The following is a 22,378-nucleotide window of genomic DNA, read 5'->3' on the forward strand; positions in this document are numbered from 1 at the left end:
AAAGGAAGCGGCAGCAAATGATTGTTCTGTGGCGTTTATCTGAAGGACGGAGGGGTCGACAACAGTCGACGGGATGGAGACTGCAATATCAATTCCCGCAGGGGATACCTCCGAACGAGATCTGGCTTTGAGTGCAGCAAGACATCGTTTCCCGCCGGAATTTGCCGGAATCGGCAGGAAATCCACAGGCGTTCTGAGAGATGGTGAGTGACGAACTTCCTTGAGAAATCAAGTGATTGCCTGTAATCTACAGGCCGCTTGATTTGGCTCTTAATCCGTAGGTCGAGTGTTCGAGCCACTCACAGCCCGCCAGAATTCTCGAGGTCACCCTCGATCAAAAAGCCCACCGGCAACGGTGGGCTTTTTGCATTGGTCTCGTCGATGGGGTTCTGCTTGGGTCTTGCTGCGTGGAGGATCGCAAATGTGCGTGGGCGTCGCCACTGAAGCGCATTGCCAGCGTCACCAGGGGCGCGCATTGCCAGCGTCTTCAGGGATGCGCGTTTCCCGCGCCATCATGCACGCGCATGCCAGCGTCTTCAGGGGTGCGTCTTTCCTGCGCCTTCATGCATGCGCATGCCAGCCGCAAAAAAATAAGCCTCCCGCGTGCGGGAGGCTTATTGCTATTGGCGTGTCGGCGCAGGTTGGGGCGACCATCACGCGCTGAACGCGGCGCAAGGCCGTGAGAGGGCGTTCTCGCCAACTTGCCGATGGAGGCGGGCTGCGCGGCCTCCATCGCGCGCACGATGCGTCAGAAGCTTTCCCAATCGTCTTCGGCCGGCTTGCCGCGCGGGGCGGGGGGAGGCGGCGCGCTGACGGAGGGGCGCGGACGGCGCGGCGTGCGGGCGTCGGTGGCGCTGGCGGCGCGGCCGGCGGCGGTCTTCGGCGTGGCCGGGCGCGCCGTGGCGCGTGCGGGGGCGGCCACGCGAGGCACGGCCTGTGCCGATGCGGTCGGTGCGGCGGGAGTCGATGTTGCTGTGGGCGATGTTGCGGCGGCCGACGCCCCGCCCGATTGCGATGCGCCTGCCGAAGCGGTGCCTGCCAAAGGTGCGGCGGCGGAAGCTGGGCCGGCCGGCCCAGCCGACCCAGCCGATGCCGCGGCGGCCGATGCCGCGGCGGCCGATGCCCCGGCGGTCGGTACCGCGGCGGCCGGTGCCGACGCGGAGACGCGTGCGGGGGCCTGAGCGGGCGCGTGAGCGGGGGAAGTGGCCGCGGGGCGGGCGTGGGCCTGCCGCGGTGCGTGCACGGCGCCAGGCGTCGTTGCGGGCGCGGCATGCGACGCCGCGCTTTCTTCGCTGCCCAGCTGGAACACGCTGACCAGCTTCACCAGCGTGGCGGCCTGTTCGTTGAGGCTGGCGGCGGCCGCGGCGGATTCCTCGACGAGGGCGGCGTTCTGCTGCGTGGTCTGGTCGAGCTGGTTGATGGCGTCGCTGACCTGCGAGATGCCCTGGCCCTGTTCCTGGGCCGCGGCGCCGATTTCGCCGATCAGGTCCGCCACGCGGCGCACCTGGGTCACGATGTCGGTCATGGTGCTGCCGGCTTCGGACACGAGCTGCGAGCCGGTCTGGACGTTGCCCACGCTGTCGCCGATCAGCTGCTTGATCTCCTTGGCGGCGCCGGCGCTGCGCTGGGCCAGCGCGCGCACTTCGCTCGCCACCACGGCAAAGCCGCGGCCCTGTTCGCCGGCGCGCGCGGCTTCGACCGCGGCGTTGAGCGCCAGGATGTTGGTCTGGAACGCGATCGAGTCGATCACCGCGATGATGTCGACGATCTTGCGCGAGCTGGCCGAGATCTGATCCATCGTGCTCACGACATTGCCGACCACCTCGCCGCCGCGCGCGGCGGCCTGGCTGGCGGAGCCGGCCAGCTGGGTCGCGGTCTGGACCGAGTCGAGATTCTGTTTGATGGTGGCGTTCATCTGCTCCATCGAGGCGGCCGTCTCTTCGACGTTGGCTGCCTGCTCTTCGGTGCGCTGGCTCAGGTCGCTGTTGCCGGTGGAGATCTGCGTGGCGCCGGTGGCGATCGATTCGCTGGTCTGGCGCACCTGGCTCACGAGGCGGGCCAGGTTGGCGCGCATGGTCTCCATGTTTGCCAGAACGCTGGTGTCGTCGCCGTCGCGGCGTTGGACGCGCACGCCCAGGTTGCCCTTGGCCACTTCCTGCGCGATCCGCGCGGCGTAGGCGGGCTCGCCGCCGAGGCGGCGCATGACGGAGCGCACCAGCGACAGGCCGAGAATCATGCCGATCAGCGCGCACAGCACGATGAGGGCGGTGAGCGTCCAGAACGTGCGCTCGACGGCGGCGGCCGCGTCTTCGGTGTCGAGATGCGCCAGCTCTTCCTGGCGCTTGGCCGCTTCCATCAGGATGTTGCGCGCGGCCACATGCAGTTCGGCCGAGTCCTTGTGCAGCACGGTCATGGCGGTCGGGTCGTTGCGATCCGCGAGACTCTTCACGTTGTTCACGGCGGCCTTGTAGCGCGTCCAGGTGTCGGCGAGTCTGCCGCCCAGCGCGCGCAGCGCGGGATCCTGTTCCTGCAGGAGGCGGTCGCGCGCCTGCAGCACCGACTTTTCCGAATCCTCGTTCAGCCGGAGCTCGTTCTGCCGCGCCTGTGGGTCCGTGTTCCAGATATAGACATACATGCGGCGGAAGTGCGTGGCGCCCTGGCGGGCGGCGTCGACCACCACGCGCAACGGCATCACGGTCTCGGTGTACATGGCGCGCTGCTTCTGGCTGATGCTCCAGAGCTGCTGCATGGCGATGGCGCCGACGGCCAACAGCGTCACGATGAAGAACAGCACCAGGGCAATCAGGCTGCTCCGGAGCGAGAGATTTTTGAGTTTGGACATGATGGACATGCGACGGGGGCGCGGAATGCGCCCGCTACCCGAGCACTAGAGCACAGGATGTCGCAATGCAATATGCGGAACTCCGGGCGAAAAAGCCGTATCGGATGCCTTTGCATTGGCGTCGTCCCGATATTCGGGATTACCCTAGTCCAAAGCGGCTAAGCCCCTGATATCAAGCGACTCTGCGGTCGGCAAAGACCCGGGGAGGACAAGCGACCAAAGGCGCGGAACCAGACCGGCGCCGGCATGGAATTGCTGCGTTGCAGCATCGGGGGCGCAGACCGCTTGGAGCCGGACGATGGGCGTTCGCGGCTCCGCCAAATGCAGCGCTACGCAATGGCGACGCGCGAGCAGGCTTTCGGCAGGCGTTCGTGGCTCCAACGCCGCGCCCCGCGCAGGCGCGCCCGCGAGCCGCGCGAGCGGAAGCTTTCGGCAGGCGTTCGCGGCTCCAACGCCGCGCCCCGCGCAGGCACGCCCGAAAGCCGCGCGAGCAAAATCTTTCGGCGGCCGCCTCGGCGGCGGAGGACCCTAAGCCGCCGTCCAGACGGCCAGTTCGTAGCCGTCGGGATCGATGAAATGGAAGCGGCGGCCACCCGGGAATGCGAAGACCGCGCGGCTGATCGTGGCGCCGGCGGCTACCAGGCGCTGCTGCGTCGCGTCCAAATCGTCGGCGTACAGAATGACCAGCGGGCCACCCGGGCGCACCGGTTCACCGGTGGTGAAGCCGCCCTTGAGACGGCCGTCGTTGAACTCGGTGTAGGTCGGCCCGAAGTCGATGAAGCTCCAGCCGAACGCCGCGCCATAGAACGCCTTGCTGCGCGCGATATCGGAGACGTTGAATTCGATGTTGTCGATCTGACGGTCGGGGCCGGCCTGGCTCATGGTGTGTCCTGGTGATAGGAAAGGACGCCATTGAAGCACGACAGGCCCGGGCCTGGCCGCGGCGCGGCCCGGCCCGGAAACGCGGGTCGGCGAAACGCGGCGCGATGAGCTATCCGGCCGCGTTTCGGAGACCCGTCTCAGGGCGCCGGGTTGGGGTGGCGCGTGTGGATCTCGTCGATGGCCTTCCAGAGGTCTTCGTCGATGCCGACATCGACGCTGTCGATGTTTTCCTTGAGCTGTTCCAGGTTCGTGGCGCCGATCAGGTTGCTCGTGACGAACGGGCGCTCGTTCACGAAGGCCAGCGCCAGGTGCGTGGGCGACAGGCCGCGCGCACGGGCCAGTTCGACGTAGTCGCGCGTGGCGGCTTCGCTCTCCGGGTTGCTGTAGCGGGTAAAGCGCGTGAACAGCGTGAGGCGCGCGCCCGCCGGCTTGGCGCCGTCGAGGTACTTGCCGCAGAGCATGCCCATGGCCAGCGGCGAGTAGGCCAGCAGGCCCACGTCTTCGTGATGGCTGAACTCGGACAGGCCCAGCTCATAGGTGCGGTTGAGCAGGCTGTAGGGATTCTGGATCGAGGCGATGCGCGGGAGCTTGTCCACCTCGGCGTGCTTGAGGAACTGCGCCACGCCCCACGGCGTTTCGTTGGAGACGCCGATGTGGCGCACCTTGCCCTGGCGCACGAAGTCCTGCAGGACCTCGAGCGTTTCGGCGATCGGCACGGTGTGCTCGTCGTCGACGTAGGGGTAGTAGGGGCGGCCGAAGGTGGTGGTGGTGCGATCGGGCCAGTGCAGCTGGTACAGATCGAGGTAGTCCGTCTGCAGGCGCTTGAGACTGGCATCGAGTGCTTCGGTCAGGTTCTTGCGGTCGAGGTAGGTCTTGCCGTCGCGGATATGGCCGGGGCGCTTGGGGTCGCGGACCGGGCCGGCGACTTTGCTCGCCAGCACGATGTCCTTGCGGCGGCCGGTCTTGGCCAGCCAGGTGCCGATGTAGGCCTCGGTGCGGCCCTGGGTCTCGGGCTTGGGCGGCACCGGATACATCTCGGCGGTATCCACCAGGTTCACGCCGCGCGACAGGGCGTAATCGAGCTGTTCGTGCGCTTCTGCCTCGGTGTTCTGTTCGCCCCAGGTCATGGTGCCCAGGCCGATGAGGCTCACCTCGAGGTCGGTGCGGCCGAGTTTGCGGTATTTCAAGTCGATGCTCCGTAATGCGAAGAAGGGGAGGCGAGGCCCGCCGGGCCCCGTCGCGTGGACCCGATCTTACTCGCCATGAGGCGTCGTTCCGGTCCTTGCGCCACGCGGCGCAGGGGTTTAAGCGTGCCGACAGTTCGCCATGGATGCTCGCAAGTCTGCGATGGTGCGGCTACAAATTGTCGCTGGCCAGACACACGCCGCTTGCTAGGATGATCCGGCCGGCATATGCCGGTTATTACCCGAGGAGGTCGTCATGCGAGCAAAAACAATACTTGGACGCGTCGCCGTCATCGGCGTGGCAGGCGCGCTGCTGGCGGGTTGCGCCACTCCGCAACAGACCAACACCGCCGTCGGCACGGGCGCGGGCGCCGCCGTGGGCGCGGGCATCGGTGCGTTGATCGGTCAGGGCAAGGGCGCGGCGATCGGCGCCGGCATCGGCGCGGTGGCGGGCGGCCTCGTCGGCTACAACTGGAAGGCGGTGCGAGACGACGTTCAGCAGTCGGCCCAGCAGTCCGGCGCGGCCTCGCTCGGCGTGGATGTGGTCGAGATGCCGGACGGCACGCTCAAGGTCAATCTGCCGGGCAATGCGTCGTTCGACACCGACAAGTACGTGCTCAAGCCCGTGATGCTGCCGGTGCTCGACAGCGTGGCACGGGCCCTGGCCCAGCATCCGGAACTGCGCACCAAGGTCGTCGGCCACACCGACAGCACCGGCGCGCTGGCGCATAACCAGACGCTGTCGGTCAATCGCGCACGCGCCGTGACCGATTACCTGGGTCAGAAGGGCGTGGCGCAAAACCGCATGAACGTCGAGGGCCGCGGTCCGAACGACGCCATCGGCGACAACAACACGCCCGAGGGCCGTGCGCTCAATCGCCGCGTCGAAGTCTACCTGTACGCGGTCAAGCAATAACGCGGCGGGATCGTGGCGGCCGATGGCGTAACATGAAGTTCGAATCACCACGCCAGGAGCCGCCATGAGCATGCTGCCTCCCGCGCCGATCGGCGCCGCCTACGCGCTGCCCGCCCTGACGGGCTGGCAGGCGCATTCCACCCGCGACGCGCTGCAGAAGCGTTACCGCTTCGAGAGCTTCAACCAGGCTTTCGGCTTCATGACCCATGTGGCGCTGTTCGCCGAGCGCCTCGATCACCATCCCGAATGGCGCAACGTCTACAACCGCGTCGACGTGCTGCTGACCACGCACGAAGCCGGCGGCGTGACCGAGCTCGACGTGCGCATGGCGCAGTTCATGGATGAGGCCGCCGCGCGCCTGGGCGGCGTGGGCCTGGCGGTACCCGACTAAGCCCGGCGCGCCCCTCGCCTGAAAAGCAAAAAGCCCGGCGAGCCGGGCTTTTTGCCGTGGGGACCGGAGGTCAGCCGCGCACGTTGTAGATGCGGATGGCGACCTGCTTGTCCTGCGCATCGAGCACGCGGATCGTGACGGTGCGCGCGTTGTAGTTGTCGGGCAGCGGCATCACGCCTTGCGCGTGATCGTAGCGGGACAGGTTGAGCGGCATCGGATCGGATTTGACGCGATCACGCCGGCCGTTGGAATACGTGCCGTCGATGTCGAGCTCGACCTTGCCCTTGAACGTGTTGTCGGTGACGTTCTCGCGCATCACGAGGATCTGGTAGGCGAGCCCGCCCGGCTGTTTGCGGAACGACGCGGCGCGTACGCCGATGTCGCCGCCGCGCGGATCCGGCGGCATGGCGTCCTGGAACAGCACGAGCTCCTGGTTCAGCTCTTCGATGCGGCTCTTGGCCTTGCCCAGGTCCGTGGTCAGCGTTTCGTGGGTGCTTTTGTTGTTGTCACGCTGGGTGATGGCCTCGTCGAGCTGCGCCTGCAGGCGCTGGCGCTCGACGTTCGACGCGCTCAGCTCGGTGTGCAACTGCTCGGATTGCTCGACGGTCAGGCGTTGCGGACCGTAGTTGGTCTGCAGGAACAGCACGCCGCCCGCACCGAGGCCGATGCCCACCAGCAGCAGCACCAGCCAGCGCGGCATGCGGCGCTGACGCTTGCCAGGTTGATAGACCGATGGCTTGAAAACCGATCGTTGCGAGCGTCCGAACATCCCCATGCGAGCAAACTTCCTTCAATGCGTGTCCGCCGTGGCCGCGAGGTTCGCGGTGCCGGCGATTTCGATAAAGTGCCAGAGGATACCGCGAGGCGGGGCCCGGGTCTTCATCTGACAATTCTGGTTTCTTACGTAGATACCGTGAAATACGGGACGTACGTAGCCGATCTGGGACAAAAAGCAGCCCAGTGCGTCACGACACACCGGCCGATCAAGGCGCCGTGCGCAGTGCGCTGTCGAGTTGGGCGAGACGCTCCGGGGTGCCGACGTCGGTCCAGCGGCCCGGATGACGGGCGCCGCCCACCTGCCCGCGACCCATGGCTGCGCGCATCAGCGGCGCCAGCGGCGCGGCGACGCCCGCCTCGAGTCCGGCAAACATGGCCGGATCGTAGATGCCGATGCCGGCATAGGTCAAACGGGGCTCGGTCGCGGGCGCGTCGGCGACGCGTCCGTCCGCCAGGGCGAAATCCCCGTGCGGATGCTGCGGCGGGTTGTCGACCAGCAGCAGCCAGGCCTGATCGCCCCGGGCGCGCAGGGCCTGCGCACGCGGCGCGGCCTCCGCCGGATCCCAGTCGCACCAGACGTCGCCGTTGATCACCAGGAACGGCTCCGTTCCGAGCAGCGGCAGCGCCTGGACGATGCCACCGGCGGTCTCGAGCGCTGTCGCTTCGGCCGAGTAGCGGATGCGCACGCCCCAGGGCGTGCCGTCGCCCAGGCGGGCTTCGATCTGGGCGCCCAGCCAGGCGTGATTGATCACGACATCGCGCAATCCCGCCGCCGCCAGCCGCTCGAGATGCCAGACGATCAGCGGCTTGCCGGCGACCTCGAGCAGGGGTTTGGGGGTGTGGTCGGTGAGGGGGCGCATGCGCTCCCCGCGCCCGGCCGCAAGAATCATCGCGCGCATCCGGGATCCCTCAGAAGGTGTAGCCGACCTTGACCTCGCGGTCATCGAGCTTGTCGAGCAGGCGCAGCAGCGGCGTGAAGACGCCATAACGCTGCGCGACCTGACGCACATAGGCGTTCATGCGCGGCATGTGGGCCAGGTAGTGCGCCTTGCCATCGCGGTGGTTGAGCCGCGCGAACACGCCCATGATGCGCAGGTTGCGCTGCAGGCTCATCCATTCGTAGGCGCGATGGAACTCGGCGAAATCCGGGTCGACGGGCAGGCCGGCGGCGCGCGCCAGCTCCCAGTAGCGGATCGCCCAGTCGAGCTGTTGCGGCTCTTCCCAGGTGGTGCGGGCGTCGGTCACGAGCGAGGCCAGGTCGTAGGTGATCGGGCCGGCCAGCGCGTCCTGGAAGTCGAGGACTCCCGGATTGGGACCGTAGGCCGCCTCGTCGCAGACCATCAGGTTGGGCGAGTGATAGTCGCGATGCACCAGTACCGTGGGCTGGCTGCCGTTGGTCTGCGACAGCAGCGTGAAGATCTGCTCGAGCGCGGCCGTGGTGCGTTCGTCGAGCGTGACGCCGTGGTGCACGCCCACGTACCACTGCGGAAACAGCGTGAGCTCGTCGCGCAGGCGCGCCGTGTCGTAGGTGGCCAGGCCGGTGGTGGCGGCCTGCTGCAGCTTGACCAGCGCGGCCAGGGCGTCGCGGTAGAGCGCTTGTAACTGGCGATCGTCGATGCCGGCCTGGATGCGGTGGTAGTAGGTGTCGCGGCCGAGGTCGGTCAGGAGCAGGAAGCCCTGGCCGGCATCCTGCGCCAGGATGCGCGGCACGTTCAGGCCGGCCTCGAGCAGCAATCCGTCGACGTGCACGAACGGCCGCACGTCTTCGTGGGGCGGGGGCGCGTCCATCACCACGAGGGTGCCGGCGGCGGCCTGCAGGCGGAAGTAGCGGCGGAAACTGGCGTCGGCGGAAGCGGGCGCCAGGGTGTCGAGGTGCAGGCCGAGGTCGGCGGGCAGGCTTTGCAACCAGGCGCGCAACAGCGCCTGGCGGGGATCGTCGGGGGTGTTCAAGGAGCCGTCTCTAGAGGGAGCAGGGGGCAATTTCGGGACGCGCGAAATCCCGTAGGCCGGGGGTCGCGCGGCTTCTCTATAATACCGGGTCATTCCAGCCCCGGTGGCCGCCTTGTGGCGGGCGGGTATTCTCTGTCACAAGGTTTTCGACTCGTGCAAATGGTCAGGTGGTTGATCCTCTCTGCTCTCGGCGTTGCCGGGGCCGTCCACGCCCAGGGCACTCAGGACAACGTCAAGCCGGCAACCGCCGCCGAACCCCGTCTCACGGCCAGCCCACGCATCGAATCCGGATTGCGCCAGGACAGCCGGCTGCGCGAACGCCGCATGACCGACGACGCGGTGCCGGCCTTCATGGAAGCCGACGACATCCAGGGGGATCCCTCCTCCGAAGTCACCATGACGGGCAACGCCCAGGTCCGCCGCATCGATGGCGTGATCAAGGGCGATCGCATCAATTATCAGCACGAGACCGGCGACATCGATATCCAGGGCAGCGCGCGCATGATGCGCGACGGCACCCTGATCACGGGCCCCTCGGCCCGGATGAACGTCAATACCTATAGCGGCGAGATCGAGAAGCCCAATTTCTGGATCGGCGCCAATGGCGGCAAGGCCGTGGCCGAGCACGCCGACCTGTTCAGCAGTTCGCAGATGCGCCTGACCACGGTGACCTACAGCGGTTGCCCGTGCGAGAAGCCGTCGTGGTACATCAAGGCCAACACGGTCGACATCGACTTCGACGAGAACGAAGGCGTGGCGCGCAACGGCGTGCTGTACTTCAAGGACGTGCCGATCCTGGCCTCGCCCTACCTGACCTTCCCGGTCCGCAAGGAGCGCAAGTCGGGCTTCCTGATGCCGACCTACGGCACCTCGAGCAAGAGCGGCCTGGACATCGCGCTGCCGTACTATTTCAACCTCGCGCCCAACTATGACCTGACGCTGACGCCCCGCTATCTGGGCAAGCGCGGCATGCAGCTGGGCGGCGAAGCCCGCTACCTCGGCAACACGTACTCGGGGTTCCTGCAGGGCACCTATCTGTCGAACGACAAGGACGCCGGCTTCGACCGCTGGATGTACCGGTCGGTGCATTACCAGTTGCTCGGCAATGGCTTCTACGCCGACTGGGATATAGCCAACGTCTCCGACGACAACTATTTCCGCGACATGTCGACGCTCGGCCTGAATCAGGCCTCGACGACCTACCTGACCCGGCGCGGCCGGGTGGGCTGGAGCTCCACGTACTGGGACACCTACGCCCAGGTGCTGAAGTACCGCACCCTGCAGGATCCGGGCGCGCCGCTCGCGCCGCCGTACGACAAAGAGCCCGAACTGGTCCTGAACGGCGCGCGCTACAACTGGCTGGGCGGCTTCGACACCGAATGGAACACGCAGGCCGTGCGATTCCGCCGTCCGCTGTTCCAGGGCGGCCGCATCGGGCCCGAGGGCGACCGACTGGTGTCGGTACCGACGATTTCCTTCCCGGTCGTGCGGCCGGGCTGGTACGTCACGCCCAAGGCGGCGCTGAACTACGCCAAGTACCAGACCGACTGGTACAACCGTGACTGGTTCGGCCTGGGCAACCTGTCCGAGTACCGCCGCGGCGCGTCGCGCACCGTGCCGATCTTCTCGGTCGATGCCGGCATGACCTTCGAGCGCGACACCACGCTGTTCGGCAAGGATTCCACCCAGACGCTCGAACCGCGCCTGTTCTATCTGCGCGTGCCGTACCGCAACCAGGACGCGCTGCCGGTCTACGACACCTCGCTGGCCGACTTCAGCTTCGAGCAGGCCTTCCAGGACAACATCTATACCGGCTACGACCGCATCGCCAACGCCAATCAGCTCACGATGGCGCTGACCACGCGCTGGCTCGATGCCAACAGCGGCTTCCAGCGCGCGTCGCTGGGCGTGGCCCAACGCCTGTATTTCGAAGACCAGCGCGTGACGCTGCCGCGCGAAACGCCGCGCGAGAACGTGCGCTCCGATTTCCTGGTGGGCGCCAGCGCCGCACTGACCGACACGCTGTCCACCGACGTGGCGGCGCAGTACAACCCCTACGACAACCGCTGGTCGCGTGGCCTGGTGAGCGCACGGTGGTCGCCGCAGCGCCTGACCACCATCGCGCTGGCCTATCGCTACCAGCGCGATCCGCAGCTCGATCAGATCTATTCGCCGCAAGGTCAGAACCAGGTCAGTCTGGGCGTGCAGTGGCCGTTCACCAACCGCTGGTATGGTGTGGGTCGCGTCGATTACTCCATGCGCCGTGACGAAAGCCAGGACGAAGGCCCCCGTATCACCCAGGCCATCGCCGGTCTGGAGTACAAAGGCGATTGCTGCTGGGTCGGACGCGTGGTTTACCAACGTTATGCCGTCGCCGCCAACGACACCAATAGCGCGATCTTTTTCCAGCTCGAGCTGACCGGCCTCGGTTCGCTCGGTACGGATCCGATCAAACTGCTTGACCGGAGCATTCCGGGTTATCAATCGGTCACGCCGCCCACTCAGGCGGGTACGACTTTTGAAAGGTATGAATGATGCGTAGGTTGCATACGTCGCGCCGTTTCTGCGGCAGCCTGCTGGCGCTCGCCCTGGGCGCCGCCCTGCCTGGCGCCGCCTCGGCCCAGTCGGGCTCGCGCCCGGCCGCGCCCGCCGCCGCGCCCGCTGCCCCGTCCAATGTGCCCGCGCCGTCGGAGCGCTTTGTCGACGGCATTGCCGCGGTGGTCAACAAAGACGTCATCACGATGCGCGAAGTGCGTGAAGCGTCCGCACAGGCCAGTGCCGACCTCAAGAAGCGCGGCATCCAGGTGCCGCCCACCGCCGACCTCGAGCGTCAGGTGCTGCAGCGTCTGATCTATGAGCGTCTCGAGCGCGGCGAAGCCGATCGACTCGGCATCCGCGTCGACAACGCGCAGGTCGATCAGGCCATCAATATGGTGGCCGCCCGCAACAAGATGACGCCGGTGCAACTGCGCGGCGAAGTCGAGAAGAGCGGCATCCCCTGGGATCAATACCGCAAGTCGCTGCAGGACGAGATCCGCATGGACCGCCTGCGCCAGCGCACGATCGATTCCAACATCGTCATCTCCGATGCCGAGGTCGATGCCTTCCTGCGCGATCAGGAGCACAACCCGGCTTCGATGATGAACGCCCCGGCCCAGGCCCAGCAGGCCCCGCAGGCGCCCCAGCCGGCGCCGCAGGCCCAGACCCAGGCGGGTCCGGTGCAGATCGCGCTGGCTCAGATTCTGGTGCGCGTGCCCGAAGGCGCGAGCTCCGACGAAGTCGCGACCCTGCGCAAGAAGGCCGAAGGCCTGCTGGCGCGCGTGAAGCGCGGCGACGATTTCGCCAGCGTGGCCGCCGCCTCGTCGGATGGCCCCGAAGCGCTGCAAGGCGGCGTCATGGGTGCGCGTCCGCTCGACGGCTGGCCCGATCTGTTCGTGAAGGCCGTGGCGTCGGTGCCGGCGGGCCAGGTCTCGGGCCTGGTCCAGAGCGGCAACGGCTTCCATATCCTCAAGGTGCTGCAACGCGCCGGTGGGGGCGCACCCGCGCCGGCACCGCAGCAGCAGGCCCAGCAGCCCGCGCCGCAGCAGGCGCCGCAAGCGCCGCGTGACGCCGGCCTGGCCAAGCAGGGCCCGGTGCAGGTCACGCAGACCCATGCGCGCCACATTCTCATCAAGACCTCCACCGTGATGTCGGATGAGCAGGCTCGCCAGCGCCTCGAGCAGATCTATCAGCGCCTGGTGAACGGCAGCGTCAAGTTCGAAGACATGGCGCGCCAGTACTCGCAGGACGCCACCGCGCCGCAGGGCGGCGATCTCGGCTGGGTCAATCCCGGCGAGATGGTGCCCGCCTTCGAGGCCGGCATGAACGCGCTCAAGGACGGCCAGATCAGCCATCCGGTGATGTCGCCGTTCGGCTGGCACTTGATCCAGGTGGTCGAGCGCCGTCAGCACGACGTGGCCGACGAAATGCAGCGCATGCGTGCCCGCCAGATCCTGTACGAGCGCCGCGCGGGGCCGGCCTTCGAAGACTGGATGGAACAGCTGCGCAGCCAGGCCTACATCGACAACCGGCTCGAGAAGCGTGAGCGTCTCGAGCAGAACAACCGCTAGTTCGAGAGCTCTTCATGTCCCAGCACCAGGCGCGCAAGCGCTTTGGTCAGCATTTCCTGACCGACGAGAGCGTGGTCGAATCCATCGTGCGGGCAATCGCGCCCGCACGAGACGATCACGTCGTCGAGATCGGCCCTGGCCTGTCGGCGCTGACCGCGCCGCTTCTGCAACGCCTCGATCGCCTCACCGCGGTCGAGATCGACCGCGATCTCGCCGCGCGGCTGCGCAAGCACTATCCGCCCGAGCGTCTGACCGTGGTCGAGGCCGACGCCCTGACCGTCGACTTTGCTCAGTTCGGCGGCGCGCTGCGCGTGGTCGGCAATCTGCCCTACAACATCTCCAGCCCGCTACTGTTCCATCTGATGGCGGCGGCCGATCAGGTGCGCGACCAGCATTTCATGCTTCAGCGCGAAGTGATCGATCGCATGGTGGCCGCACCGTCCGAGGCCGACTACGGCCGCCTGTCGGTGATGCTGCAGTCGCGCTATCGCATGGAGAAGCTGTTCGACGTGCCGCCCGAGGCCTTCGATCCGCCGCCGCGCGTCGTGTCGGCGGTGGTGCGCATGGTGCCGCTGCCGGCCGATCGGCCGCAGCCCGTCAGCGCGGCCGCGTTCGAAACCGTGGTGGCGCGCTCGTTCTCGCAACGGCGCAAGATGCTGCGCCGCGTGCTGGGCGATTGGGCGGGTCTGGTGCCCTGGGACGAGATCGGCATCGCGCCTACCGCGCGCGCCGAAGAAGTCGGCGTGCGTCAGTTCATCGCGCTCGCGGACGCGCTCGTCGCGGCCAAGGCGATCGGCGCCTGAATCGGCTTGTCTGCATGCACAAGGCGCCCCGCGGGGCGCCTTGTTTTTTGGGCCGTGGCCGGGTTCAGAGCCTGCGTTTGCCGGCCGCCAGCCAGAGTTGCGTGACGTCGCGTGCGCGGTCGGCCAGATAGCTGTCGGCATGCGCCAGCGCGTCGGCCAGCGTGACGGGGCCGGGGGCCAGGCTGAAGGCCGCCGTGATGCCGTGCGCATGCAGCTCCTGGTAGCCCGCGCCGAGGGAGCCGGCGAGCGCGACCACCGGCACGCCGCGCGCGTGCGCGACACGGGCCACGCCGGCGGGCGTCTTGCCACGCAGCGTTTGCGCGTCCATGCGGCCTTCGCCGGTGAACACCAACGCGGCGCCTTCGATCGCGCTGTCGAGCGCGTTGAGCTCGGCCACCACCTCGACGCCGGGTCGGAAGCGCGCATCCAGAAAGGCGCGCGCGGCGAAGCCCAGACCGCCCGCGGCGCCCGCGCCGGGATGATCGCGCGCGTCGTGGTCGAGGGTGTCGCGGGCGATGTCCGCGAGCCGGGCGAGGGCGGCGTCGAGCTGCTCGACCTGCGCTTCGGTCGCGCCTTTTTGCGGGCCGAACACATGGGCCGCGCCCTGCGGACCGCACAGCGGATTGTCGACGTCGCAGGCCACCTCGACCTGCACCTCGGCCAGGCGCGCATCGAGACCGCTCAGGTCGATCGATGCCAATCGCGCGAGTGCGCCGCCGCCGGGGGGCAACGCCTTGCCGTCGGCATCGAGAAAGCGCGCGCCGAGCGCGCGCAGCATGCCGGTACCGCCATCGGTGGTCGCCGATCCGCCGAGACCCAGGATGAGCCGGCGGGCACCCGCGTCCAGCGCCGCGCGCAGCAGTTCGCCCACGCCATGGGTGTCGGCCGCGAGCGCATCGCGGCGCGCTTCGGGAATCTGGTCCAGGCCCGCCGCGGCGGCCATCTCGATGATGGCGGTGCCTTCGTCGAGTTCGCCCCAATGCGCGGTGATGGATTCGCCCAGGGCGTTGTGCGCCGGGCTGTGACGCAGCTTGCCGCCGGTGGCGGCCAGCACGGCGGAGACGGTGCCTTCACCGCCATCGGCCATCGGGATGCAGACGGTTTGCGCGCCGGGGCACGCGGCCTGTACGCCACGCGCGATCGCGCGGGCCGCGGCTTCGGCGGAAAGGCTTTCCTTGAATGAGTCGGGAGCGATGACGATCTTCACGAGCACGATCCTGATTTGAGGTTTCAATCAACGGCGGTCGAAGGGCGATGATACCCGGGTGCCGCGCTCCGGCGTACCATAGGCGTTCGTCTCAACCCTGTCAGAGAGTATCCATGCCTGTATTGCGCCGCACCAAAATCGTCGCCACGCTCGGCCCCGCCACCTCGACGCCCGACCGCCTGTCGGCATTGATCCAGGCGGGGATGGACGTGGCCCGGTTGAACTTCTCGCATGGCACCGCCGACGACCACCGCGAGCGCGCGCGGCTGGTCCGCAAGCTCGCGGCCGACCAGGGACGTTTCGTGGCGCTGATGGGCGATCTGCAGGGGCCCAAGATCCGTATCGCGCGCTTCACCGAGAAGCAGGTCATTCTGCACGTGGGCCAGCCTTTCGTGCTGTCGCGCGTGCATCCCAAGGATGCCGGCACCGACCAGATCGTGGGCATCGATTATCCCGAGCTCGTCGAAGACTGCCGCGAGGGCGATGAGCTCCTGCTCGACGATGGCCGCGTGGTGCTGGTGGTCGACCGCACCGCCGGCGACGAAGTGCACACCACCGTGACGGTGGGCGGCGTTCTGTCCAACAACAAAGGCATCAATCGCCGCGGCGGGGGTCTGTCGGCGCCCAGCCTCACCGACAAAGACCGCGCCGACATCAAGGTCGCCGCCGAACTCGAGCTCGATTATGTGGCGGTGTCGTTCCCGCGATATGGCCATGACATCGACGAGGCGCGCGCGCTGCTGCAGGCAGCCGGCAGCAACGCCTGGATCATCGCCAAGATCGAACGCGCCGAAGCCGTGGCCGACGACGAGGCGCTCGATGCGCTGATCCGTGCGAGCGACGGCGTGATGGTCGCGCGCGGCGACCTCGGTGTTGAGGTGGGCGATGCCGAACTCGTCGGCATCCAGAAGCGCATCATTCAGCACGCCCGCACGCTCAACAAGGTCGTGATCACCGCCACGCAGATGATGGAGTCGATGATCTCCAGCCCCATGCCCACGCGCGCCGAAGTGTCGGACGTGGCCAATGCGGTGCTCGACTACACCGATGCCGTCATGCTGTCCGCCGAAAGCGCGTCGGGCCAGTATCCGGTCGAGGCGGTGCAGGCCATGGCGCGCATCTGCCTGGGCGCCGAGAAGCACCCGACCACCACGCATTCGCATCATCGCCTGGGCGAAACCTTCACCCGCTGCGACGAGACCATCGCGCTCGCCGCCATGTATGCCGCCAATCATTTCCCCGGCGTGAAGGCCATCATCGCGCTGACCGAGAGCGGCCATACGCCGCTGATCATGTCGCGCATCCGCTCGGGCGTGCCGATCTATTGCTACAGCCCGCACCCGGTCACGCAGCATCGCGTGTCGATGTTCCGCGGCGTGTACACGATCCCGTTCTCGCCGGCGGATCACGATCCGGCGGTGTTGAGCGACGTGGCGATCGAAGAGCTGCGCAAGCGCGGCCGTGTCGAAGCGGGCGACTGGGTGATCCTGACCAAAGGCGATTTCTATCGCGACAGCGGTGGCACCAACGGCATGAAGATCCTGAAGGTCGAATGAGGCCAGGGTCGGGGCCGGCGCCGCTCGCGCCTGCCACGGCGCGGCGCCCCGGTCTGCCCGGGGCTCAGCCGAAGAACCAGTAGCACACGCCGATCGCGGCCAGCACGCCGGCCAGATCGGCCAGCAGCGCGCAGCCCACGGCATGGCGCGCCCGCATGATGCCCACCGCGCCGAAGTACACGGCCAGCACATAGAACGTGGTTTCGGTGCTGCCTTGCATGACGGCCGCCAGCAACGCGGGGAAGCTGTCGACGCCGTGGTGCGTCATGGTCTCGAGCATCATGGCGCGCGCGGCGCTGCCCGAAAAGGGTTTGACGAGTGCGGTCGGCAGCGCGTCGACGAAGCGCGTGTCCCAGCCCGCCCCGCTGGCGATCCAGCGGATGCCGTCGAGCAGGAAGTCCAGCGCGCCCGAGGCACGCAGCACCCCGACCGCGCAGAGCATCGCCACCAGATAGGGCAGCAGATTGCGCGCGATCTCGAAGCCTTCTTTGGCCCCTTCGATGAAGGCCTCGTACACCGGCACCTTGCGCCAGGCGCCCACGATCAAAAAGGCCAGCAGCACCGCGAACAGCGTGAGGTTGCCCAGCAGCGACGACAGCGCCGCGATGGCGCTGGCCGACATGCTCGCCAGCAGCGCCATGAAGCCGCCCAGCAGCAGCGCCGTGCCGCCCAGCCAGGCCAGCACCACGGGATCCCACAGGCGCAGGCGCTGGCAGAACGCGACGGCGAGCAGGCCGGCCAGCGTGCTCATGCTGGTGGCGAGCAGAATGGGCAGGAACACCAGGGTGGGATCGGCGGCGCCTTGTTGGGCGCGGAACATGAAGAGCGTGACCGGCAGCAAGGTCAGCGACGAGGCATTCAGCACCAGAAACAGGATCTGCGCGTTGCTCGCGGTGTCGGGGCGCGGATTGAGCGACTGCAACGCATGCATGGCGCGCAGGCCGATCGGCGTGGCCGCATTGTCGAGCCCGAGGCCGTTGGCCGCGAAGTTGAGCGTGATGAGGCCGATGGCGGGGTGGTTGCGCGGTACCTCCGGCATCAGGCGTGCGAACAGCGGCCCCAGCAGGCGGGCCAGGGCCTCGACCAGACCGGCGCGCTCGGCAATGCGCAGAAAGCCCAGCCACAGCGTGAGCGTGCCGAACAACAGCACCATCACTTCGACCGAAACGCGCGCCATGTCGAACAGGCTCGCGACGATGAGGCGGAACACGTCGGCATCGCCGAGGGCGATCCACCGATAGCCGCCGGCCAGGGCGGCAACCAGAAAAAAGGCCAGCCAGAGCTTGTTGAGCATGAGTGCGGAAAGGAGGTGGGCGTGGTGAGGCGCCGCCCATTGTCGCAGACTCGCCGGCGCAATCCAGCACTTCGCCGTGCGGCGCGCATAGGCCGCCCCGTACATTTCTGGTAAGTTGCCCCCTATCTGTCACCATCTGAAACGAGGACGGGCATGGACTTCAAGGATTGGCGCCGGCGCCGCATTTCCGAACCCGCATTCCGCTGGGCGCGCGCGGCGCTGCCCGGCCTGTCGGACACGGAGCGCGAGGCGATCGAGGCCGGTGATGTCTGGTGGGACGGCGATCTGTTCACGGGCAACCCCGACTGGAATCGACTGCTGGCCGTGCCGCCTGCCACGCTCACCACCGAGGAGCAGGCCTTCATCGACGGGCCGGTGGCCGAGTTGTGCGGCATGCTCGACGAATGGGACATCACCTGGAAGCGGCGCGATCTGCCGCCCGAGGTCTGGGCCTTTCTCCGCGCGCATCGCTTTTTCGGCATGATCATCCCGAAGGAATACGGCGGGCTGGGCTTCTCGCCCTACGCGCATTCCGAGGTGGTGCGGCGCATTTCCGCGTGGTCCATTACGGCCGGCGTGACCGTGATGGTGCCCAACTCGCTCGGACCCGGCGAGCTGCTGATGCAGTTCGGCACCGACGCGCAGCGCGAGTTCTGGCTGCCGCGCCTGGCCGATGGCAGCGAGATCCCGTGCTTCGGCCTCACCAGCCCCGAGGCCGGATCCGACGCCGCGTCCATGACCGACACGGGCGTCGTGTGCCGTCAGGTCGTCGACGGCCAGGAGCTGCTCGGCATCCGCCTCAACTGGCACAAGCGCTACATCACGCTGGGCCCGGTCGCGACCGTGCTCGGCCTTGCCTTCAAATTGCAGGACCCCGACGGCTTGCTGGGCGGCGCCGTGGATATCGGCATCTCGGTGGCGCTCGTGCCGACCGATGCGCCGGGCGTGGAGATCGGGCGGCGTCATCTGCCGTCGATGCAGGTGTTCCAGAACGGGCCCAATCGCGGGCGTGACGTGTTCGTGCCCATCGAAGCGCTCGTCGGCGGGCCGGCCCGCGCCGGTCAGGGCTGGCAGATGCTGATGAGCGCGCTGGCGGCAGGACGCGGCATTTCGCTGCCCTCGCTGTCGGCGGCCGGCGCGGTGATGTCGGCCCACGCCACCGGCATGTACGCGCGGGTGCGGCGTCAGTTCAATATTCCGGTAGGGCAGTTCGAGGGCGTGCAGGAGAAGCTCGCGCGTCTGGCCGGCAACGCCTATTTGGTCGAAGCGGCGCGGCGCCTGACCTGCGCGGCGCTCAATCAAGGCCACAAGCCGGCCGTCGTGTCGGCCATCATGAAATACCACGCCACGGAGCGCCTGCGCGTGTCCGTGAACGACGCGATGGACGTGCACGCCGGCAAGGCGGTGATCGACGGCCCGCACAACTATCTCGGCTCGCTGTATCGCGCGCTGCCGATCGCGATCACGGTGGAGGGCGCCAACATCCTCACGCGCTGCCTGATCGTGTTCGGCCAGGGGGCGATCCGCGCCCATCCGTATCTGATGAAAGAAGTGCTGGCGCTGGGCGATGCCGACGAGCGCGAGGGTCAGCGCGTGTTCGATCAGGTGTTCTGGCAGCACATGCGGCATACGGCCGGCACGGCGTTGCGCGCCTGGGGCCGTGCCTGGACCGGCGGCCTGCTGGCACCCGCGCCCGCGGCGGGCCCGGTCACGCGGCATTACCGTCAGCTCAGCCGCTATGCGGCGGGCTTCGCGCTGCTGGCCGACGCGGCCATGGGGCTGCTGGGCGGCGCGCTCAAGCGGCGCGAAATGATTTCGGCCCGATTGGGCGATGTGTTGTCCGAGCTGTATCTGCTGTCGGCCGTGCTCAAGCGCTGGGACGACGAAGGCCGCCATCATGCCGATCTGCCGCTGGTGGCGTGGTGCATGGAGGAGGGGAAGCTGCGCATCGAACAGGCGCTCGACCAGGTGCTGGCCAATCTGCCGAACCGGCCGGTCGCGGTGCTGTTGCGCACTCTGATCCTGCCGGTGCGCACGGCGCGGGGGCCGTCGGATGCGCTCACGCGCGAATGCGCGGCATTCCTGATCGAACCCTCGCGTACGCGGGACCGGCTGTCGGCCGATCTGGTGCGGGGCGGCGGCAGCGATGCGCTGGGTCAGCTCGAAGAGGCGTTCAGGGATGTGTGCGCCGTGCAGAGTCTGCAAGACCGGCTGCGGCGCGAGGGCGTGCGCAATTGGCGCGATGCCCATCTGGGCGGCGCCATCACCGATGAGCAGGTGGAGGCCTTGATGGCGGCCGAAGCGGCCGTCGCGCGGGTGGTGGCGGTGGACGATTTCGCACCCGACGAGCTCACGCCGCCGGGCGCGGGGTTCAGTCGTCCTGGTTCGGATCCAGATCCGGAAACAGCACCTCGGTAAAGCCGAACTGCGAGTAGTCTTCGATGCGCGAGGGGTAGAGCCGGCCGATCAGATGATCGCACTCGTGCTGTACCACGCGCGCATGGAAGCCTTCGGCTTCGCGCTCGATGGGATTGCCATCGGGATCGAAGCCGCTGTAGCGGATATGGCGCCAGCGCGGCACCAGGCCACGCAGGCCCGGCACCGACAGGCAGCCTTCCCAGCCGCTTTCGCGCTCGTCGGAGAGGGGCGTGATGACCGGGTTGCACAGCACGGTCTGCGGCACCGCAGGAGCGTCCGGGTAGCGCGGGTTGCGCTCGAAACCGAAGATCACCAGTTGCAGGTCCACGCCGATCTGCGGCGCGGCCAGACCCACGCCGTTGGCATGGATCATGGTCTCGAACATGTCGTCGATCAGCGCGCGCAGCTCGGGCGTGCCGAAGCGCTCGACCGGCGGCGCCACGCGCAGCAGGCGCGGGTCGCCCATCTTCAGGATCGGGTGGATCATGACGGCGCGCTCCGATCAGTCGTTGCGATCCTTTTTCTGGATGAACTCGATCTTGTAGCCGTCGGGATCTTCGACGAAGGCGATGACGGTGGTGCCGTGCTTCATGGGGCCCGCTTCGCGCGTGACCTTGCCGCCCTTGGCCTTGACCTTGTCACAGGCTTCGTAGGCGTTGTCGACTTCGAGGGCGATGTGGCCATAGCCCGTGCCGAGGTCGTACTTTTCAGTGTCCCAGTTGTGCGTGAGCTCGATCACGGCACCCTTGGATTCGTCTTCGTAACCCACGAAGGCCAGCGTGAAGCGGCCGTCCGGATAGTCTTTCTGACGCAGCACGCGCATACCCAGCACATGGGTGTAGAAGTCCAGGGACTGTTGCAGGTTGCCGACGCGCAGCATGGTGTGGAGGAGGCGCATGGAGGTGTCCTTTTTTGCACAATTGAAGCCAGGCCTCAATCGTAGCAGTTGCGCCCGCCGCCACGCCACGCCGCCGCGTCAGGGGAACGTCAGTTGAGCGTGGCGCCGGAGTCCTTGATCGCCACCGCCCAGTTCTTGATTTCCTGGTCGATGAAGCCGGCGAAGGCCTGTTGCCGCATGTCGGCGGCCAGGGCGCCTTCTTCGAGCAGGCGCTGCTGCACCTCGGGGCTCTTGAGCGCCGCGGTGAACGCCTGGTCGAGCTTGTCGATCACGGCCGGCGGCGTGCCCGCCGGGGCCACCACGCCGTGCCACGACAGCGCCGAGAAGCCCGGCAGGCCGGCTTCGTTCATGGTGGGCAGGTCGGGCAGCGCCGGCGAACGTTGCGGCGAGGTCACCGCCAGGGCCTGCAGGGTGCCGGCCTTGATGTGCGGCAGGGCGCCGGGGATGGTGGTGAACATGAAGTCCACCTGCCCGCCGATCAGATCAGCCAGCGCCGGGCTGCCGCCCTTGTACGGCACGTGCGTGAACTTGAGCTTGGCCTGGCTGCGATACATCTCGCCGGCCAGGTGGCCCGGCGTGCCCGCGCCCGCCGAGGCCATGTTGAAGCTGTCGGCCTGGGCACCGATTCGTTTGCTCAACGCCGCCACGCTGTCCGCCTCGACGCCCTTGCGCACGACCAGGACGTTGGGCACGGTGGCCAGCAGCGCCACCGGCGCAAAGTCCTTGCGCGCGTCGTAGCTGATGGCGGGATAGAGGGTGGGGTTGATGCCGTGCGTGCTGGCGGTGGCCAGCAGCAGCGTGTAGCCGTCGGGCTTGGCGGTCGCAACCGTCTTGGCCGCGATGCTGCCGTTGGCGCCGCCCTTGTTTTCGACGATCACGCTCTGGCCCAGCGTTTTGGCCACTTCGGCCGCGACCGTGCGCGCCAAAATGTCGGAGGTGCCGCCCGCCGAGTGCGGCACGATCAGCGTGATCGGCCGGGCGGGAAAGTCCTGCGCCAGCGCGCCGCCGGTCATCAGGAGCAGGGGCGCGGCCAGCGCCGCCATACAGAAGCGCCGGCGCGGGGCGCGAGAGGTCCGGGAGGTCATGAGCGTCTTCTCCAATCGTTGTTATGAATACGAGTGCCCGCCGGCGTCGCGCCGGCGTGGCGGATG

18 protein-coding genes are annotated in these 22,378 nt (G+C 67.8%); 7 read left to right on the forward strand and 11 right to left on the reverse strand.

The annotated features are described in order from the left end of the window. Nucleotides 1-748: 748 nt before the first annotated feature. The 3 genes from CEK29_RS03430 to CEK29_RS03440 all read right to left on the reverse strand — a co-directional run bounded on the left by CEK29_RS03430 (nucleotide 749) and on the right by CEK29_RS03440 (nucleotide 4,911). Nucleotides 749-2,842, reverse strand: coding sequence for a methyl-accepting chemotaxis protein (locus tag CEK29_RS03430; protein WP_094857346.1), 2,094 nt, complete (start codon nucleotides 2,840-2,842; stop codon nucleotides 749-751). Between the two features lie 528 nt (nucleotides 2,843-3,370). After that, a complete protein-coding gene (locus CEK29_RS03435) occupies nucleotides 3,371-3,724 on the reverse strand; it encodes a VOC family protein (RefSeq protein WP_094857300.1) in 354 nt (117 codons plus the stop codon). Between the two features lie 137 nt (nucleotides 3,725-3,861). Next, entirely contained in the window at nucleotides 3,862-4,911 is a 1,050-nt protein-coding gene (locus tag CEK29_RS03440; protein ID WP_094803052.1) for an NADP(H)-dependent aldo-keto reductase, read from the reverse strand. A 253-nt stretch (nucleotides 4,912-5,164) separates the two neighbouring features. On the opposite strand from CEK29_RS03440, the gene CEK29_RS03445 reads away from it, so the two are divergent. Further along, entirely contained in the window at nucleotides 5,165-5,824 is a 660-nt protein-coding gene (locus CEK29_RS03445) for an OmpA family protein (protein ID WP_094803050.1), read from the forward strand. A 64-nt stretch (nucleotides 5,825-5,888) separates the two neighbouring features. Continuing rightward, nucleotides 5,889-6,215: a 4a-hydroxytetrahydrobiopterin dehydratase gene (locus tag CEK29_RS03450; RefSeq protein ID WP_094857301.1), complete on the forward strand. Its 327-nt coding sequence runs from the start codon at nucleotides 5,889-5,891 to the stop codon at nucleotides 6,213-6,215. 70 nt (nucleotides 6,216-6,285) lie between these two features. Here the strand turns inward: CEK29_RS03450 and CEK29_RS03455 are convergent, their stop codons facing one another. The 3 genes from CEK29_RS03455 to CEK29_RS03465 all read right to left on the reverse strand — a co-directional run bounded on the left by CEK29_RS03455 (nucleotide 6,286) and on the right by CEK29_RS03465 (nucleotide 8,942). Next, nucleotides 6,286-6,984 (reverse strand): DUF6776 family protein, encoded by a 699-nt coding sequence (locus CEK29_RS03455; RefSeq protein ID WP_170948550.1) that lies wholly within the window; start codon nucleotides 6,982-6,984, stop codon nucleotides 6,286-6,288. A 214-nt stretch (nucleotides 6,985-7,198) separates the two neighbouring features. Beyond that, nucleotides 7,199-7,891 carry an N-acetylmuramate alpha-1-phosphate uridylyltransferase MurU gene (gene murU, locus CEK29_RS03460; RefSeq protein WP_094857302.1) on the reverse strand — a complete coding sequence of 231 codons (693 nt, stop codon included), beginning with the start codon at nucleotides 7,889-7,891 and terminating at the stop codon, nucleotides 7,199-7,201. Between the two features lie 10 nt (nucleotides 7,892-7,901). After that, entirely contained in the window at nucleotides 7,902-8,942 is a 1,041-nt protein-coding gene (locus tag CEK29_RS03465; RefSeq protein WP_255176056.1) for an aminoglycoside phosphotransferase family protein, read from the reverse strand. A 153-nt stretch (nucleotides 8,943-9,095) separates the two neighbouring features. Between CEK29_RS03465 and CEK29_RS03470 the strand changes: the two genes are divergently transcribed. From CEK29_RS03470 to rsmA, 3 genes are read left to right on the forward strand one after another with little or no spacing between them, the layout of a single operon-like run. Next, nucleotides 9,096-11,477 (forward strand): LPS-assembly protein LptD, encoded by a 2,382-nt coding sequence (locus CEK29_RS03470; RefSeq protein ID WP_094803040.1) that lies wholly within the window; start codon nucleotides 9,096-9,098, stop codon nucleotides 11,475-11,477. After that, the gene (locus CEK29_RS03475; RefSeq protein WP_094803038.1) at nucleotides 11,474-13,051 is read left to right on the forward strand and encodes a peptidylprolyl isomerase; all 1,578 of its coding nucleotides are present in this window, start codon (nucleotides 11,474-11,476) and stop codon (nucleotides 13,049-13,051) included. Before CEK29_RS03470 ends, CEK29_RS03475 begins: the two co-directional genes overlap by 4 nt. A 14-nt stretch (nucleotides 13,052-13,065) precedes the next feature. Continuing rightward, the gene (gene rsmA, locus CEK29_RS03480; protein WP_094803036.1) at nucleotides 13,066-13,854 is read left to right on the forward strand and encodes a 16S rRNA (adenine(1518)-N(6)/adenine(1519)-N(6))-dimethyltransferase RsmA; all 789 of its coding nucleotides are present in this window, start codon (nucleotides 13,066-13,068) and stop codon (nucleotides 13,852-13,854) included. A gap of 64 nt (nucleotides 13,855-13,918) precedes the next feature. On the opposite strand, the gene CEK29_RS03485 is transcribed toward rsmA, so the two are convergent. Then, nucleotides 13,919-15,061, reverse strand: a complete 1,143-nt coding sequence (locus CEK29_RS03485; protein WP_094803034.1) for a glycerate kinase — start codon at nucleotides 15,059-15,061, stop codon at nucleotides 13,919-13,921. 113 nt (nucleotides 15,062-15,174) lie between these two features. On the opposite strand from CEK29_RS03485, the gene pyk reads away from it, so the two are divergent. Next, complete coding sequence (gene pyk, locus CEK29_RS03490; RefSeq protein ID WP_094803032.1) at nucleotides 15,175-16,617, forward strand: pyruvate kinase; 1,443 nt, start codon at nucleotides 15,175-15,177, stop codon at nucleotides 16,615-16,617. Between the two features lie 64 nt (nucleotides 16,618-16,681). On the opposite strand, the gene CEK29_RS03495 is transcribed toward pyk, so the two are convergent. Next, entirely contained in the window at nucleotides 16,682-17,911 is a 1,230-nt protein-coding gene (locus CEK29_RS03495) for a nucleoside recognition domain-containing protein (RefSeq protein WP_094857304.1), read from the reverse strand. Nucleotides 17,912-18,064: 153 nt separating this feature from the next. Between CEK29_RS03495 and CEK29_RS03500 the strand changes: the two genes are divergently transcribed. Further along, nucleotides 18,065-20,329, forward strand: a complete 2,265-nt coding sequence (locus CEK29_RS03500; protein WP_094857305.1) for an acyl-CoA dehydrogenase — start codon at nucleotides 18,065-18,067, stop codon at nucleotides 20,327-20,329. On the opposite strand, the gene def is transcribed toward CEK29_RS03500, so the two are convergent. The 3 genes from def to CEK29_RS03515 all read right to left on the reverse strand — a co-directional run bounded on the left by def (nucleotide 20,283) and on the right by CEK29_RS03515 (nucleotide 22,312). Further along, nucleotides 20,283-20,816, reverse strand: coding sequence for a peptide deformylase (gene def / locus CEK29_RS03505; protein ID WP_094803026.1), 534 nt, complete (start codon nucleotides 20,814-20,816; stop codon nucleotides 20,283-20,285). The two genes, CEK29_RS03500 and def, sit on opposite strands and share 47 nt — an antisense overlap. Before the next feature lie 15 nt (nucleotides 20,817-20,831). Continuing rightward, the gene (gene gloA / locus CEK29_RS03510) at nucleotides 20,832-21,227 is read right to left on the reverse strand and encodes a lactoylglutathione lyase (RefSeq protein ID WP_094803024.1); all 396 of its coding nucleotides are present in this window, start codon (nucleotides 21,225-21,227) and stop codon (nucleotides 20,832-20,834) included. Nucleotides 21,228-21,316: 89 nt separating this feature from the next. Then, a complete protein-coding gene (locus CEK29_RS03515) occupies nucleotides 21,317-22,312 on the reverse strand; it encodes a Bug family tripartite tricarboxylate transporter substrate binding protein (RefSeq protein ID WP_255176057.1) in 996 nt (331 codons plus the stop codon). Nucleotides 22,313-22,378: the final 66 nt, after the last annotated feature.

It is taken from the genome of Bordetella genomosp. 5, from assembly GCF_002261475.1.
In the GTDB taxonomy this organism is placed as follows: domain Bacteria; phylum Pseudomonadota; class Gammaproteobacteria; order Burkholderiales; family Burkholderiaceae_B; genus Bordetella.

Coding starts and splice junctions, on each gene's coding strand:
- CEK29_RS03430 (WP_094857346.1), bottom strand. CDS start 2,842: ATGTCCAAACTCAAAAATCTCTCGCTCCGGAGCAGCCTGATTGCCCTG.
- CEK29_RS03435 (WP_094857300.1), bottom strand. CDS start 3,724: ATGAGCCAGGCCGGCCCCGACCGTCAGATCGACAACATCGAATTCAAC.
- CEK29_RS03445 (WP_094803050.1), top strand. CDS start 5,165: ATGCGAGCAAAAACAATACTTGGACGCGTCGCCGTCATCGGCGTGGCA.
- CEK29_RS03450 (WP_094857301.1), top strand. CDS start 5,889: ATGAGCATGCTGCCTCCCGCGCCGATCGGCGCCGCCTACGCGCTGCCC.
- CEK29_RS03455 (WP_170948550.1), bottom strand. CDS start 6,984: ATGTTCGGACGCTCGCAACGATCGGTTTTCAAGCCATCGGTCTATCAA.
- murU (WP_094857302.1), bottom strand. CDS start 7,891: ATGCGCGCGATGATTCTTGCGGCCGGGCGCGGGGAGCGCATGCGCCCC.
- CEK29_RS03475 (WP_094803038.1), top strand. CDS start 11,474: ATGATGCGTAGGTTGCATACGTCGCGCCGTTTCTGCGGCAGCCTGCTG.
- rsmA (WP_094803036.1), top strand. CDS start 13,066: ATGTCCCAGCACCAGGCGCGCAAGCGCTTTGGTCAGCATTTCCTGACC.
- pyk (WP_094803032.1), top strand. CDS start 15,175: ATGCCTGTATTGCGCCGCACCAAAATCGTCGCCACGCTCGGCCCCGCC.
- CEK29_RS03495 (WP_094857304.1), bottom strand. CDS start 17,911: ATGCTCAACAAGCTCTGGCTGGCCTTTTTTCTGGTTGCCGCCCTGGCC.
- CEK29_RS03500 (WP_094857305.1), top strand. CDS start 18,065: ATGGACTTCAAGGATTGGCGCCGGCGCCGCATTTCCGAACCCGCATTC.
- def (WP_094803026.1), bottom strand. CDS start 20,816: ATGATCCACCCGATCCTGAAGATGGGCGACCCGCGCCTGCTGCGCGTG.
- gloA (WP_094803024.1), bottom strand. CDS start 21,227: ATGCGCCTCCTCCACACCATGCTGCGCGTCGGCAACCTGCAACAGTCC.
- CEK29_RS03515 (WP_255176057.1), bottom strand. CDS start 22,312: ATGACCTCCCGGACCTCTCGCGCCCCGCGCCGGCGCTTCTGTATGGCG.